Below are 15,517 nucleotides of genomic sequence, written 5' to 3' on the forward strand. Positions count from 1 at the left end.
ATGAGGATTGGCAGCATGCTTGGCGAGACAGCGCGCATCAACGGCGCCGTTCGGTATTTTGTACAACTCATGATTGTGCTCGCCTTGCTGAGTTGGCAGACCGCCATGCCGGCTCATGCAGCGCCGCCGTTCCAGGCCGACAGCTATGCCTATGCGGCCGACAACTACAAGGACACGCTCGCCAAGCTCGCCAAGACGATGAAGAAGGGGCTGCCGCAGGTGCAGCAGGAGCTGCAGGCGGCGGAGCAGGCCGACAATGCCCGCAATACCGCCGTCGCGGTGGAGCAGGTGCTGGCGCTCAGGCCCAACGAGTTCGCGTCCTGGAAGCAGCTTGCCGATCTCCTCCTCGTGGCCGAGCCCTTCAACAACCAGGATGGCTATGAGCTGCCCTACAAGGCGCTTGGCGCGTCGATCCGCGCCTATCAGCTCGCTTCGACCACGCAGGACAAGGCTGCCGCCCTGAACGACGTGGCGCAGGCCCTGGTCAAGCGCGAGGACTGGCGTCCGGCCCTGACCGCCTACAGGGCCAGCCTCGACCTCGTCGAGGATGCCACGATCCGCGATACCTACGAGCAGGTGCGCAAGGAGCATGGCTTCCGCATCACCGACTACACGGTGGAAAGCGATGCGCCGCAGCCGCGCGTGTGCTTCCAGTTCTCCGATCCGCTCTCGAACTCGGTCAGCGATTTCGCTCAATATTTCACTGAGGATCCCGGTCTGGTCTCGGCCGTGACGGTCGATGGCACCAAGCTCTGCGTCGAAGGCCTCAAGCATGGCGGAAGCTACAAGGTCACGGTGCGCCAGGGCCTGCCCTCGGCGGTGGACGAGAGCCTCCTCAAGGATGCCGATTACGAGTTCTATGTGCGCGACCGCGCGCCTTCGGTGCAGTTCGTCGGCAAGTCCTATGTGCTGCCACGCACCGGCCAGAACGGCATCCCGCTGGTTTCGGTCAACTCCAAGCAGGCCAAGCTGAAGCTCTATCGTGTGGGCGACCGCAGCCTGCTCTCGGCCGTGGCCGATTCGAGCTTCCTCGACCAGATCTATGGTTCGCAGGCCAGCGAGCTCGCCCGCAGCAAGGGGCAGAAGGTCTGGGAAGGCACCATGGACCTGGCGACCCCGCCGAACGAGGACGTCACCACCGCCTTCCCGGTGGACGAGGCGCTCGGCAAGATCGAGCCGGGGCTCTATGTGATGACGGCCCAGGCGGGCGAGGTGAGCAGCGACAAGGACGATGAGGATTCCGGCCAACTCGCCACCCAGTGGTTCGTGGTTTCCGACCTCGGCCTCTCCACGCTGAAGGGCAAGGACGGATTGCACGTCTTTCTGCGCTCGATCGCGACGGCCGAGGCGCTCGCCAATGTCACCGTGCGCCTGATCGCCCGTGACAACGAGATCCTCGGCACGGTGAAGACGGGCGCCGACGGCTCGGCCTGGTTCGACGCCGGCCTCACCAAGGGCACGGACGGCCAGGAGCCGGCTCTGGTCGTCGCCTCCGACGACAAGCAGGACTACGCCTTCATCGACCTCTCGCAGCAAGCTTTCGACCTCACGGATCGCGGCGTCACCGGGCGTGATCCGCCCGGCGCGGCCGATGCCTTCGTCTATGTCGAGCGCGGGGTCTACCGCCGCGGCGAGACGGTGCATGCCGCCGTGCTGCTGCGCGACGGCAACGCCAATTCGCTCGGCAATGTCCCCGTTACGCTCGTGGTGCAGCGTCCGGATGGCGTCGAATATTCGCGCACCGTGCTGAATGACCAGGGCGCCGGCGGGCGCACGTCGGATGTCCCGATCATCTCCTCGGCCGCCAGCGGCACCTGGCGCGTGCAGGCCTATACCGATCCTAAGGGCGCGCCGGTGGGCGAGACCACCTTTCTGGTGGAAGACTATGTGCCGGATCGTATCGAGTTCGACCTCACCGCCAACGGCACGCGTATCGACCGCACCAGCGGCGCCAGCCTGAAGGTGGACGGGCGCTATCTCTTCGGCGCCCCGGCCGCCGGCCTCGATGTCGAGGGCGATGTCTCCGTCTCCGTCGACGACCAGCCTTTCCCGCAATGGAAGGACTATGCCTTTGGTCTCACGGATGAGAACGTCGACGCGGTGCAGAACACCATCGACGATCTCGCCCAGACCGACGAGAAGGGCCATGCCGACTTCACCGTGCCGCTGCCTCAGTTGCCGACCACGACGCGGCCTTTGAAGGCCAACTTCACCATCCGCATGAAGGAAGGCGGCGGCCGCGGCGTAGTGCGCACCACCTCGCTGCCGATCGCCTCCGCTGGCTCGATGCTCGGCCTGAAGCCACGCTTCGACGACGGCACGGTGCCGGAGGGCCAGCAGGCCCTGTTCGACACCATCGCCGTCGATCCGCAGGGCAAGCAGGTGGCTGCCAAGGGCGCGACCTGGACGCTGAAGCGCCTGAGCACGACCTATCAATGGTACAAGTCCGACAATCGCTGGAACTATGAAGCCGTGACCACGGCCCGCAAGGTGGGCGGCGGCACGGTCGATCTCCTTGCCGACAAGCCGGTGCAGATCACCGCGCCGGTGCAATGGGGCCAGTACCGCCTCGAGATCGCGGCCGACGGACTCGCATCCTCCTCCTCGAGCTTCTACGCCGGCTACTACACCAGCGAGAAGGCCGATACGCCCGACATGCTGCCGGTGGCGCTCGACCGCTCCAGCGTGAAATCCGGCGATACGCTGCAGGTGAAGATCGATGCGCGCTTTGCCGGCAAGGCCTCGGTGCAGGTCGTGGGCGAGAAGCTCCTGTCCTCGCAACTGATCGATGTGCCGGCGAACGGCACGACGGTTCCCGTCACCGTCGGCAAGGATTGGGGCACCGGCGCCTATGTCGTGGTCACCCATTTCCGCCCGATGGACGTCGAAGCCAAGCGCATGCCCACGCGCGCCATCGGTCTCGCCTGGTTCGGCATCGACCGTAACGAGCGCACCCTCAAGGTCTCGCTCTCGCCGGTCGACACGATGAAGCCGCGCCAACCCCTCAAGGTGCCGGTGAAGATCGAGGGCCTGAGCGGCGAGAAGGCCTATGTCACCCTGGCGGCCGTGGATGTCGGCATCCTCAACCTCACCGGCTACAAGCCGCCGGAACCGGAGAGCTATTACTACAACCAGAAGCGCCTCTCGGCCGAGTTGCATGACATCTATGGCCAGCTCATCGACGGCATGGAGGGCACGCGCGGGCACATACGCACGGGTGGCGACCAGGGCGGCAATTTCAACAGCCCGCCCCCCACCCAGGCGCCGCTTGCCCTGTTCTCGGGCATTGTCGAAGTCGCCTCCGACGGCACGGCCGCGGTCAATTTCGATATCCCGGCCTTCAACGGCTCCGTTCGCGTGATGGCCGTGGCCTGGACGCCGACCAAGGTCGGCCACGCCTCGGTGGATGTCATCGCCCGTGATCCTGTGGTGATATCGGGAACGCTGCCGCGCTTCCTCGGCTCCGGCGACCAGTCGCGCTTCCGGCTCGACCTCGTCAATGCCGAGGCGGCGCCGGGTGACTACACGCTCGCCGTCAATGTCGACGGTCCCATCGGCGCTGCCCCGGCTGCTCTTTACCAGACGGTGAAGATCGGGCCGGTGGGCTCGCGCACGCCGGTGAACATCCCGATCACCGCCACGGGTGTGGGCACGGCGCGGCTCGTGGCTTCGCTTGCCGGGCCGGGCAATGTCGCGATCGACCAGAGCTTCACACTGGGTGTGCTGCCGGCCAATCCGCCGGTGACGCGCCGTGTGGTGCAGAACGTTGCGGCCAATGGCGGCGCCATCACCGTCAACTCGGATCTGGTGGCGGAGATGGTGCAGGGCACCGGGGCGGTCTCGCTCTCGGTCGGGCCCTATTCGGCGCTCGACGTGCCCAGCTTGATGCGCGATCTCGACCGCTATCCCTATGGCTGCTCGGAACAGCTCGTCAGCCGTGCGCTGCCCTTGCTCTATCTCACCGAGCTCGGCGGCAACAATCTCGACCTCGACGGCACCGTGAAGGAGCGCCTGGCCGATACGGTGCAGCGCCTGCTCGCCCGGCAGGACTCCAACGGCGCCTTCGGCCTGTGGAGCGCCGACAGCGGCGAGCTCTGGCTCTCCGCCTATGTCACCGACTTCCTGCTGCGGGCCCGCGAGAAGGGCTTCGCCGTGCCCGAGCAGGCCCTCAACCAGGCAGTCGACTATCTGCGCAACCGCGTCGGCAACGCGCCCGAGGTGGAAGAGGGCAAGGGCGAGGATATCGCCTATGCGCTCTACACCCTGGCGCGCGCCGGCCGGGCGCCGGCGGGTGATCTGAAATATTTCGCCGACACCAAGATCGGTCAATTCGGCACCGCCATGGCGCGGGCGCAGATCGCGGCCGCGCTCGGCATGCTCGGCGACAAGCCGCGCGCCAACGAGGCCTTCGCCTCGGCCGCCGAGGCCCTCCAGGCCGAAGCCGCAGGGACTGTCTCGGGCTATCGCAATTATGGCTCGCCGCTGCGCGATGCAGCCGCCATGGTGGCGCTGGCTGGCGATAGCGGGGCAGGGGTGCCGGTGATCAAGTCGGCGCTGCAGGTCATCTCCGACGCCCGTGCCAAGACGCGCTACAGCTCGACCCAGGAGATGACCTGGATGGTGCTGGCGGCGCGTTCCGTGGTCGACCAGGCCCGTTCCATCGAACTCAGTGTCGATGGCTCGGCCCAGCAAGGCGCTTTCTACAAGGTCTATCGCGGCGGTGCGCTGGCGGCGCCCCATACGGTCAAGAATCCGGGCGCTACCCAGCTGCAGGCGGTGGTGGCGGTCTCCGGTTCGCCGACGGTGCCGGAGCCGCAATCCTCCAACGGCATGAACCTGACGCGCGACTACTTCACGCTGGACGGCAAGCCGGCGGATCCCACCCAGGTACGGCAGAACACCCGACTCGTGGTGGTGCTGAGCGCCAGCCGCCCGGGTGACGACCAGACCGGCAATTTCCTTCTCGTCGACCGGCTGCCCGCCGGCTTCGAGATCGAGAACCCGAACCTGGTCGCCACGGGCGAGACCGGCAGCCTGTCCTGGCTGAAGGATCTCACCGACGTGACCCATTCCGAGTTCCGCGACGACCGCTTTGTCGCCGCGTTCACGGATCAGGCGATGAAGGTTGCCTATATCGTCCGCGCCATCGCGCCCGGTCACTACACGCTGCCCGGCACCACGGTGGAGGACATGTACCAGCCCGACCGCAACGCCACGCTCGCGACGACGACGATGTCCGTGACGGAGAGGTGAGGGCCGGTTGAGCGAGATGAGGCGATGAAGACCGGCGCGAGTCGTGTGTGTCCCCTCGCCCCGTTCTTACGGGGAGAGGATAGAGGTGAGGGGCTACGCAACATCGGACGAGAAGGCAGCCGCATCCGTGCAAGTAAACCAATCCCAGCGTGATAATGACAGAGGGCGGTGCTGCCCCTCACCTCTATCCCTAGTCCACTCCAAAGGAGTGGACGACACCCGTAAGAACGGGGCGAGGGGACTTCGACGTCGTGTCCCTGCTTGTGAGGGCTCATCTCGCATGCAGGGAGCTTGGACCACCCCATGACCGCCCGCCGCACCCATATCCTCTGCGCTCTCTTCTTCACGGCGATCATCATGGTGAATGCCGGCGGCTTTGCGCTCTCCGAGGCGATCCGCCGCCTCGGCCCTGTGCCTCTGGGCGAGGCCATCACCTATTCGCCCCTGGTGGTCGATCGAGACGGCAAGCTGCTGCGCCCCTTCACCACGGCGGACGGCTATTGGCGCCTGCCGGCCAAGCCCGAGGAGGTGGATCGGCGCTACATCTCGATGCTGGTCGCCTATGAGGACAAGCGTTTCTACTCCCATCACGGCGTCGATCCGGTGGCCATGCTGCGCGCGAGCTGGCAGATATTGCGCCATGGCCATATCGTTTCAGGCGGCTCGACCCTGACCATGCAGGTTGCGCGCCTCCTGGAGCCGCGCCCCGGCCGCACCTTCGCCGACAAGGCGGCCGAGATGATCCGGGCGGTGCAGATCGAGAACCGGCTCAGCAAGGAACAGATCCTGCAGCTTTATCTCGCGCTGGCGCCCTATGGCGGCAATCTCGAAGGCGTGCGGGCCGCCTCGCTCGCCTATTTCGGCAAGGAGCCCAAGCGTCTGTCGACGGCCGAGGCTGCCATGCTGGTCGCGTTGCCGCAGGCACCCGAGACGCGCCGGCCCGATCGGGCGCCGGTGGCGGCCAAGGCGGCGCGCAACCGCGTGCTGACCCTGCTTACGTGCAAGGGCATCATCAATACCGACCAGGCCAAGGCCGCGTCCCTCGAAGCCGCACCCCAGGGCCGCAGGCTCTTCCCGATCCTCGCCGCCCATGTGGCGGAACGCTTCGCCCGCCAGGACCAGGCCCAGAACCCGAGCATGCCCCAGAAGGCCAATCTCGTGGAGACCACCACGATCTCTCGTTTCCTGCAGGAGCAGCTCGAGAACCTGGCGCGCGAGCGCGCCACGGCGCTCGGCGGCGGCGTCTCGGTCGCGATCATCGCCGTCGACAATGCCACCGGCGAGGTGCGCGCCCATGTCGGCGGCGTCGGCTATTTCGACAAGGCGCGGGCCGGGCAAATCGATCTGGCCGAAAGCCTGCGCTCGCCGGGTTCCACGCTGAAACCCTTCATCTACGGCCTCGCCTTCGAGGATGGGCTCGCCCACCCCGAGACGCTGGTCGACGACAGGCCGGCCCGCTTCGGCATTTACAAGCCCGAGAATTTCGACGATGCCTTCCAGGGCACGGTTACCATGCGCCGCGCCCTGCAACAGTCGCTCAACGTGCCGGCGGTGATGCTGCTGAATTCCGTGGGGCCGACCCGGCTGATCGCGCGCCTGAAGAATGCCGGCGCCGAGCCGGAACTGCCCCTCGACGCCGCGCCCGGCCTTGCCGTGGGCCTCGGCGGGGCAGGGGTGAAGCTCACCGATCTCGCCACTCTCTATCTCGCGCTGGCACGCGACGGCGAGGCGCTGCCCTTGATCTGGCGCCCGCAGGACCGGGCCCTTGCTGTCCAGCCGCATCGCCTGTTCGAGAAGGCGGCCGCCTGGCAGGTCGGGAATGTGCTGATCGGCGCCCCGCCGCCGGAGAACGCCATCGCGGGCAAGATCGCCTACAAGACCGGCACGTCCTATGGCTACCGCGATGCCTGGGCGGTGGGCTATGACGGCGCCAATACGGTGGCCGTCTGGGTCGGCCGACCGGATGGCGCGCCGGTGTCGGATCTAATCGGCCGCAAGGCTGCGGCGCCGATCCTGTTCGACGCCTTTCAGCGCATCAGCGAGAAGCGCACGCCGCTGCTGCCGCCACCGCCCGGCGTGGTCTTCGCCCGTACCGCCGACCTGCCGCCGGCCCTGCAGCGTTTCCGGCCCGGCAGCCTTCCGGAAGTCGCGACCTCCGGCCCAGGCGACGCGCCGCTGGCGATATCCTTCCCGCCGGACGGCGCCCGCGTGGACATCTCCTCGAACGAGCCCGACGCAACGCTCGCCCTCAAGGCCATGGGCGGCGCACCGCCCTTCACCTGGCTCGCGGACGGCCTGCCGATCGCCATCGGCGAGGAGCGGCGCGAGGCGGTGTGGGACAATCCCGGCAAGGGCTTTGCGCGGCTGTCGGTGATCGACGCCAAGGGGCATACCGCCAGCGTGCAGATCAGGCTGGAATGATGCTGGGAGCGCGGACATCCTGTCCGCTCTTGAACCGCAAGCATAGCAGAAGCACGCTGTACAGATCGTCAGAACGAGTCTCGAAACGCCGGTGATTCCAAGAGCGGACGGGACGTCCGCGCTCCCAGCGCTACCTTGGCCCGCCCTTCCTGAGCATCTCCAGCGCCTCCATTCGCGCCTTCGAGAGCTCCCACAGCGACTTCGTCGCCCCGGCGATGAGCGCTTCCACCACCGCCAGGATGGCGACGTTCGAATCCCAGTTCGAGGGCACCGCGGTACGTGTCGAGATCACGTGGCGGGCAAAGCGGGCGATGGGCGAGAGCCACTGGTCCGTGAAGAGCACGATGGTGGCGCCGCGCTCGGCCGCCTCCTGCGCCAGCAGGATGATGTCGTCCTGGTAGCGGCGTATATCGAAGACGATGAGCACGTCGCGCTTGCCGAAATCGATGACCTGGTCGCGCCAGGTCGCGGCCTGGCCCTCGACCAGCGTCACTTCGGGGCGGATCACACGCAGATGCCTGACGGCATAGAGCGCGATTGCCTCGGTGAGGCGGCCGCCCACGATGTGAAGCCGCCGCTTGGTATCCGTCATGATGGAAAGAATGGCTTCGAATTCAGCCGGCGCGACCGATTCGAAAGTCTGCTTGACATTGGTCAGCACGGCCGCGGCGAAGCCCGAAAGCGGGGTGGTGCTGGCCGACTCCTGCGATTGCTTCATCAGCGGAGACTGCAACTGCGCCTCCAGTTCATCCTTCAGATGACGCTGGAAGTCGGCATAGGCGCCGAAGCCGAGACGGGCGATGAACCGCAGGATCGAGGGCGCTGAAACGCCGGCCCGAGCGGCAAATTGTGCAACAGTCTCAAGGCCTGCAAAGGGGTAGTTCGACAAGAGTACGTGAGCGGCTCGCCGCTCGGTCGGCGTGAGGTCGCCCAGCCGGCTGCGGATCAGCGTCGCGAGGGTCTCATCGCCTGTGGTGGTCGGCTGATCCGGCTCTGTCATCATCGCGCGGCTCCGTCTCAAAAGGTACGAAACCGAGGGTGGCGGTTATTTTCGTAATTGACAAGTCGGGCGATGCTGTACTCACTATAACACAGTGTTCCAGTTTTTGGCCGGACGTAATGAATGTTAGACTCACTCGCTGAGATGGCCACCATCGCCGTCGTCGACAATGCCGACGGGGCCGGCCCCTATGTCATCATCTGCGAGCATGCTTCCAACTTCATACCGGCACGCTTCGGCAATCTCGGTTTGCCGGAGACCGAACTACAGCGCCATATCGCCTGGGATCCCGGCGCGCTCGGTGTTGCCCGCATGTTGGCGCGGGAGCTCGATTCGCCGCTGGTGTCCTGCGCCGTCAGCCGCCTGTTGATCGACTGCAATCGCGATCCTTCCGTATTTGACGCCATCACGGCCAAGAGCGAAGATACAGTCATTCCCGGCAATGCCGGGCTTTCGCCTGAGGAGCGTCAGGCTCGCGTGAGAGAGATCTACGAGCCATTCCATGCCGGTGTCGCAGCCGTGGTGGCCGCCAAGCGGGCGAAGGGGCCTGTCGCGGTTATCGGTATTCACAGTTTCACTCCGGTATATAATGGGGCGGTGCGCCCCTGGCATATCGGCATCCTGTTCGATCGCGACGAGAGCCTGTCTGCCCCGATGCTGGCGGCGCTGCGCCGTGATGCAACCAACGTCGTCGGCGCCAACGAGCCTTACAGTCCCGGCGACCGGGTCTACCACACGCTCGATCGCCACGGCCAAAGCCAGGGGCTGGCGAGCGTCATGGTGGAGATCCGCAACGATCTCCTCACGACGCCGGAGCAGGAAGCTGGGTGGGGCACGAAACTTGCCTCTATTCTCAAAGGCATCGCATTTCAGGAGGGACCTCCTCAAGAATGAATGCTGGCCGACCGGCCAGGGACGTAACGATCTGAAAGGCACTATCCATCCTCACAAAGCGATAAGTCGGGGGACTTACAATGAGTGGATCGACTGACGAGGACGTAAGGGTCCTCCATTCCATGGGCTACGCACAGGAGTTGGCGCGCCGCATGGGCGGATTTTCCAACTTCGCCATCTCCTTCTCCATCATCTGCATCCTGGCGGGCGGCATCACGTCGTTCCCGCTCGCCATGGGTACGGGCCTCGGCTTCGAGGCTACCATCGGCTGGGTTGTCGGTGGTGTCTTCGCGCTCGTCGTCGCGGCCTGTCTTGGCCAGATCGGTTCGGCCTATCCCACGGCCGGCGGCCTTTATCACTGGTCCTCGATTCTCGGTGGACGCGGGTGGGGCTGGGCCACGGCTTGGTTCAACCTGCTCGGCCTGATCTTCGTCGTCGCGTCGGTCAATGTCGGTGTGTGGCAGCTGTTCCGGGATCTCGTCCTCGCCGGCGTCTTCCATGTCGACGTCACCAACTGGACGGCCGTCAGCGATCCGCTGCCGAGCGGCATGACCGCTGATCAGGCCGCAACCATCAACAGCTCGGCCTATTACACGCAGGTCGTTGCCGTTAGCCTGATCACCATTGCCCAGGCGCTGATCAACCATTTCGGCATCAAGCTCACCACGCTGCTGACCGACTTCTCCGGTTATCTCATCCTCGTCATCGCCGTGCTTCTGACGGCGACATTCCTGATCTGGGGCGGCCACTGGGATTTCTCCCGCATCACCACTTTCGTCAACACCACGGGTGATCCGGGCGGTGGCTATGTTCCCTCGCCGCGCCCCGTGATCATTGCCTTCCTCATCGGCCTGCTCTACCCGCTTTATACGATCACGGGTTTCGACGCTTCGGCTCACACTTCCGAGGAAACGCAGAATGCCCGCGTGGCGGTGCCGCGCGGCATGATCCACTCGGTGTTCTGGTCGCTGGTCTTCGGTCTCGCGATGGCTGTTTCCTTCGTGATGGCCAGCCCGGATCTCGCTCAGACGGCCAAGGATGGCGCCGCCGCCTGGTTCAACCTCTTCAGCAATCTGCCGGCGCCCGGCATCCTCAAGGATATCCTGGCCATCGGTATCGTGGTTGCCAACTTCATCTGCGCCTTGGCCGGACTGACCTCGACCTCGCGCATGATCTATGCCTTTGCGCGTGATGGTGGGCTTCCGGGTTCCTCGCTGTGGAAGGGCGTCAGCCCGACCTGGCGTACGCCCGTTGCCGCCATCTGGCTCGGCGCGGTGCTCTCGGTTGCGGCGACGCTCTACTCGCCGGCCTTCGCGGCGCTCGCGGCAGGGTGCGCGTTGTTCCTCTACGTCTCCTACGCCATGCCGATTGCGGCGGGCCTGCTCGCCGAAGGCAAGACTTGGACGGAGTTCGGTCCGTTCCGCCTTGGCATCTGGTCGAAGCCGCTCGGCATCATCGCGGTGCTGGGTGTTCTGGTCCTGATGTATGCCGGCATTCAACCGCCGTTCGACATCCTGATCAACTACGCCATCGGCCTCGTGGTGCTTCTCCTCGTGCTATGGTTCGGCATCGAGGCGCGGCGTTTCAAGGGGCCGCCGATCGGGGCCGCTATCGCCCAGCGTGCCAGCGAAATCGCGCAGGCCGAAAAGGCCGTCGGCGAGACGGCTTGACGATAAACACACAGGCCGGCTCCGCTTTGCACCGGGGCCGGCCTTTTCATTGCAGTTTCAAGAACACTCCAGACAGTCGGGAACAAGCGGATCATGGCAGCCCCAGCGAGACCCAAGAATGCAGCCGAAGCGATTGCCTATGTGCGTGAGAAGGGCTTTGCGGACGTAAAGGTCGGCGTCTTCGATATCGACGGTGTCTTCCGCGGCAAATACATGGCTCGCGACAAGTTCGAAAGCTCGCTCGAAAAAGGCTTCGGCTTCTGCAATGTGGTGCTCGGCTGGGACTCCAACGACCAGCTTTACGACAACACCTCCTTCGCCGGCTGGCACAACGGTTATCGTGATGCGGAGGCTCGGTTCGCGCCGGAGACGATGCGCACCATCCCCTTCGAGAACGGCATTCCACTCTTCATCGGCGAGTTCGCCGGCGAGGCCGAGGCCTATTGTCCGCGCGGCACACTGCGCCGCGTGCTCTCCCGCGCCGCCGACATGGGCTACAAGGTCTCGGCAGCGGCCGAGTTCGAATTCTTCGTCTTCGACGAGACGCCGGACAGCGTGCGAGAGAAGCGCTACCGCAATCTCAAGAACATCACGCCGGGCTACTTCGGCTATTCCATGCTGCGCGCCGGCGTGCACGCCGATTTCTACCAGGATCTCCTGGAGATGTGCCGCGAGATGGACATGGAGATCGAAGGACTCCATACCGAAACCGGCCCGGGCGTGCTTGAGGCCGCCCTGAGGGTGGACGAGGCTCTGGCCATGGCCGACAAGGCGGCCCTGTTCAAGACTTTCACCAAGATCCTCGCCCAGAAGCGCGGCTGGATGACGACCTTCATGGCCAAGTGGTCGCATGACTGGCCGGGACAATCGGGCCATCTGCACTCCTCTCTCACCAGCCTCAAATCAGGCAAGGGCGCGTTCTACGACAAAGCCAAGCCCCACCAGATGTCGGACGAGATGCGCTGGTATGTTGGCGGCCAGCAGGCACTGATGCCAGAATTGCTGGCGATGATCGCCTGCACGGTGAATTCCTACACCCGCCTCATCCCCGGCTTCTGGGCGCCGACGGATGCGAGCTGGGGTGTGGAGAACCGCACCTGCGCGCTGCGCGTCATTCCCGGCTCGGAAAAGTCGCAGCGGGTCGAGTATCGCGTGGCGGCGGCCGATATCAATCCCTATATCGCCCTGGCGGCGGCCATCGGCTCGGGCCTGTGGGGCATCGAGAACAGGATCGAGCCCGATGCGCCGGTGCAGGGTTCCGCCTATGACAAGAAGTTCCCCAAGGTTCGCCAATTGCCGCGCAGCCTGTGGGAAGCCGCCCAGCGCCTCAAGGCGTCCAAGGCGGCGCGCTCCTTGTTTGGCGACGCCTTTGTCGAGCACTACGCTGCCACGCGCGAATGGGAGGAGCGCGAGTTCCGCCGTACCATCTCCGACTGGCAACTGGAGCGCTATTTCGAGATCATATAAAATGTGATCACAAAATGCCGTGGCTTGTTGTATAGGCTTTCACCTGCCGTCTGGGGACCGTGTGTCCAGGTCCCTGACAGGAAGCGTCGTATTCACTAAGGCGAATCCGGCCTGGTTTGGGCTGGAGTCCGCCAGAGGTTCCCAATCATGTCCGATATCGTCTGTATTTCTCCCATCGATGGCAAGGAACTGGTCCGCCGTCCGGCCGCCAGCGCCGCCGAGATCGACAGTGCGCTCAAGGCCGCCCGCACGGCCCAGAAGGAGTGGCGCAAGCTCTCCATCGAGGAGCGCAGCGCTTACGTGCTGAAATTCCTCGACATCATGCTGGGCATGAACCAGGAAGTCGTGCCCGAGCTTGCCCAGCAGATGGGCCGTCCGGTTCGTTATGGCGGCGAGTTCCGCGGCTTCGAGGAGCGCGTGCGCTACATGGTGCGCATCGCCAGGGACAGTCTGGCGCCCACCACCCCGGATGACGACCGGCCCGGCTTCAAGCGCATGATCAAGCGCGAGGCACTGGGCGTGGTCTTTGTGGTGGCGCCCTGGAACTATCCCTTCATGACGGCGGTGAACACCGTTGCGCCCGCCCTGATCGCCGGCAATGCCGTGATCCTCAAGCATGCGGCGCAGACGATCCTGGTGGGCGAGCGCTTCCAGAAGGCGATGGACGCGGCCGGCCTGCCCAAAGGCGTGTTCCAGAACCTGGTGCTGACACATGACCAGACCAGCGACATCCTCTCCAAGGGGTTGGTCGATCATACCAATTTCACCGGCTCGGTGGCTGGCGGGCAGGCAATCGAGCGCGCTGCGGCCGGGAGCTTCATGTCGCTCGGCCTGGAACTCGGCGGCAAGGATCCGGCCTATGTGCGGGCGGATGCCAATGTCGAGCATGCTATCGAGAATCTCGTCGAAGGCGCCTTCTTTAATTCCGGCCAGTGCTGCTGCGGCATCGAGCGCATCTATGTGCACGAGAGCCATTATGACCGCTTCGTCGATGGCTTCACCGCACTCACCAGCCAATATGTGCTGGGCAATCCGCTGGATGAGAAGACCACACTCGGCCCGATGGCCAATGTCCGCTTTGCCGATTGGGTGAGGAAGCAGACCGCCGAGGCGATCGCCAAGGGCGCCAAGGCTCATATCAACACCGCCAAGTACGCGGCCGATGTCGGCAGCACCGCCTATCTCGCCCCGCAGGTGCTCACCGATGTCGATCACTCGATGTCGGTGATGATGGAGGAGAGCTTCGGCCCGGTCGTCGGCATCATGAAGGTGACCTCCGACGAGGAGGCGATCAAGCTGATGAACGACTCGCCCTACGGCCTCACCGCCGCGATCTGGACGCAGGATCTCGATGCGGCGGAACGCATCGGCGGCGAGATCGAGACCGGCACCGTGTTCATGAACCGCTGCGACTATCTCGATCCCGGCCTGACCTGGACGGGCGTGAAGGACACCGGCCGCGGCACGGGTCTCTCGCGCCTGGGCTATGACTCGCTGACGCAGCCCAAGAGCTATCATCTGAGGACGATCTGAATCGGGCGGCGGGTCTTCGGACCCGCCTCTTTGTATCGCTCAATCAAGAAGGCGGGTCTGAAGACCCGCCCCCCAACGGAACCCGCCCATGACCGCCACGTCCCCCCGCGCCAATTGGAGCTACCCCACCGCCATCCGCTTCGGCGCCGGCCGCATCTCCGAGCTCGCCGACGCCTGCAAGACCGCCGGCATCACGGCGCCGCTCCTGGTGACGGACCCTTTCCTCGCCACCCAGAAGATGACCAAGGATGCGCTCGACAGCCTCAGGGCCGCCGGCCTGCATGCCGCCATCTTCTCGGATGTGAAGCCCAACCCGATCGAGTCCAATGTCTATGCCGGCCTCGAGGTGTTGCGGAAAGGTGGGCATGACGGCGTGGTGGCCTTCGGCGGCGGCTCCGGGCTCGATGCCGGCAAGGTGATTGCCTTCATGGCCGGCCAGAAGCGGCCGATGTGGGACTTCGAGGATGTCGGCGACTGGTGGACCCGCGCCGATCCCAAGGGCATCGTGCCGATCGTCGCCGTGCCGACCACGGCAGGCACCGGCTCGGAAGTCGGCCGCGCCGGCGTGATCACCCAGGAGAAGAGCCACACCAAGAAGGTGATCTTCCATCCCCTGATGATGCCGAAAGTGGTGATCTGCGACCCCGAACTCACGGTAGGCATGCCCAAGCACATCACCGCCGGCACCGGGCTCGACGCGCTGGCCCACTGCCTGGAGGCCTATTGCTCGCCCTTCTACCATCCCATGGCCGAGGGCATGGCGGTGGAAGGCATGCGCCTCGTCAAGGAATATCTGCCACGGGCCTACAAGGACGGCACGGACCTCGAAGCCCGCGCCCATATGATGTCGGCCGCTGCAATCGGCGCCACGGCCTTCCAGAAGGGGCTGGGGGCTATCCACGCGCTCTCCCATCCCGTCGGGGCGCTCTACGACACTCATCACGGCCTGACCAACGCGGTGTTCATGCCTTATGTGATCGCCTTCAACAAGAAGGCGGTGAAGGAGAAGATCGAGCGCCTGGCCGCCTTTATCGGCCTCAAGCCACGCTACTCGGCCTTCCTCGACTGGACGCTGGCGCTGCGCGAGGAGCTCGGCGTGCCGCATACGCTGGCCGGCCTCAAGGTGGATGACCAGAAGTTCGACCTGATGTCCAAGATGGCGCCGAAGGATCCGACGGCCGGCGGCAATCCGGTGACCTTGACCAAGGCCGGTGCCCTCAAGCTCTACCGCAAGACGCTCGAAGGCACGGTGTAAGCTTCGGGACTGAGGGGCGCGGAA

General features: G+C 65.1%; 8 protein-coding genes. 7 read left to right on the forward strand and 1 reads right to left on the reverse strand.

Annotated features, from left to right (window positions below; translation table 11 throughout):
* Positions 1–15: 15 nt before the first annotated feature.
* Positions 16–5,253: an alpha-2-macroglobulin gene (locus QQL24_RS35725; RefSeq protein WP_284317089.1), complete on the forward strand. Its 5,238-nt coding sequence runs from the start codon at positions 16–18 to the stop codon at positions 5,251–5,253.
* Between the two features lie 303 nt (positions 5,254–5,556).
* Entirely contained in the window at positions 5,557–7,674 is a 2,118-nt protein-coding gene (gene pbpC / locus QQL24_RS35730) for a penicillin-binding protein 1C (RefSeq protein ID WP_284317090.1), read from the forward strand.
* A gap of 130 nt (positions 7,675–7,804) precedes the next feature.
* Here the strand turns inward: pbpC and QQL24_RS35735 are convergent, their stop codons facing one another.
* Positions 7,805–8,677: a MurR/RpiR family transcriptional regulator gene (locus QQL24_RS35735; RefSeq protein ID WP_284317091.1), complete on the reverse strand. Its 873-nt coding sequence runs from the start codon at positions 8,675–8,677 to the stop codon at positions 7,805–7,807.
* 120 nt (positions 8,678–8,797) lie between these two features.
* Between QQL24_RS35735 and QQL24_RS35740 the strand changes: the two genes are divergently transcribed.
* The 5 genes from QQL24_RS35740 to QQL24_RS35760 all read left to right on the forward strand — a co-directional run bounded on the left by QQL24_RS35740 (position 8,798) and on the right by QQL24_RS35760 (position 15,493).
* Complete coding sequence (locus QQL24_RS35740) at positions 8,798–9,568, forward strand: N-formylglutamate amidohydrolase (RefSeq protein ID WP_284317092.1); 771 nt, start codon at positions 8,798–8,800, stop codon at positions 9,566–9,568.
* Positions 9,569–9,648: 80 nt separating this feature from the next.
* Entirely contained in the window at positions 9,649–11,238 is a 1,590-nt protein-coding gene (locus tag QQL24_RS35745; RefSeq protein ID WP_284317093.1) for an amino acid permease, read from the forward strand.
* Positions 11,239–11,331: 93 nt separating this feature from the next.
* Positions 11,332–12,705, forward strand: coding sequence for a glutamine synthetase family protein (locus QQL24_RS35750; RefSeq protein WP_284317094.1), 1,374 nt, complete (start codon positions 11,332–11,334; stop codon positions 12,703–12,705).
* A gap of 147 nt (positions 12,706–12,852) precedes the next feature.
* Complete coding sequence (locus QQL24_RS35755; RefSeq protein WP_284317095.1) at positions 12,853–14,238, forward strand: aldehyde dehydrogenase family protein; 1,386 nt, start codon at positions 12,853–12,855, stop codon at positions 14,236–14,238.
* 88 nt (positions 14,239–14,326) lie between these two features.
* Positions 14,327–15,493, forward strand: a complete 1,167-nt coding sequence (locus QQL24_RS35760) for an iron-containing alcohol dehydrogenase (RefSeq protein WP_284317096.1) — start codon at positions 14,327–14,329, stop codon at positions 15,491–15,493.
* The last annotated feature ends 24 nt before the right edge of the window (positions 15,494–15,517 follow it).

The sequence above is a fragment of the Labrys miyagiensis genome, assembly GCF_030160835.1.
Classification (GTDB): domain Bacteria; phylum Pseudomonadota; class Alphaproteobacteria; order Rhizobiales; family Labraceae; genus Labrys; species Labrys miyagiensis.

Bases quoted from the DNA above. Each gene is read 5' to 3' on its own strand.
- QQL24_RS35760 (WP_284317096.1), top strand. From the start codon at position 14,327: ATGACCGCCACGTCCCCCCGCGCCAATTGGAGCTACCCCACCGCCATC.
- QQL24_RS35740 (WP_284317092.1), top strand. From the start codon at position 8,798: ATGTTAGACTCACTCGCTGAGATGGCCACCATCGCCGTCGTCGACAAT.
- QQL24_RS35735 (WP_284317091.1), bottom strand. From the start codon at position 8,677: ATGATGACAGAGCCGGATCAGCCGACCACCACAGGCGATGAGACCCTC.
- QQL24_RS35755 (WP_284317095.1), top strand. From the start codon at position 12,853: ATGTCCGATATCGTCTGTATTTCTCCCATCGATGGCAAGGAACTGGTC.
- QQL24_RS35725 (WP_284317089.1), top strand. From the start codon at position 16: ATGCTTGGCGAGACAGCGCGCATCAACGGCGCCGTTCGGTATTTTGTA.
- QQL24_RS35750 (WP_284317094.1), top strand. From the start codon at position 11,332: ATGGCAGCCCCAGCGAGACCCAAGAATGCAGCCGAAGCGATTGCCTAT.
- pbpC (WP_284317090.1), top strand. From the start codon at position 5,557: ATGACCGCCCGCCGCACCCATATCCTCTGCGCTCTCTTCTTCACGGCG.
- QQL24_RS35745 (WP_284317093.1), top strand. From the start codon at position 9,649: ATGAGTGGATCGACTGACGAGGACGTAAGGGTCCTCCATTCCATGGGC.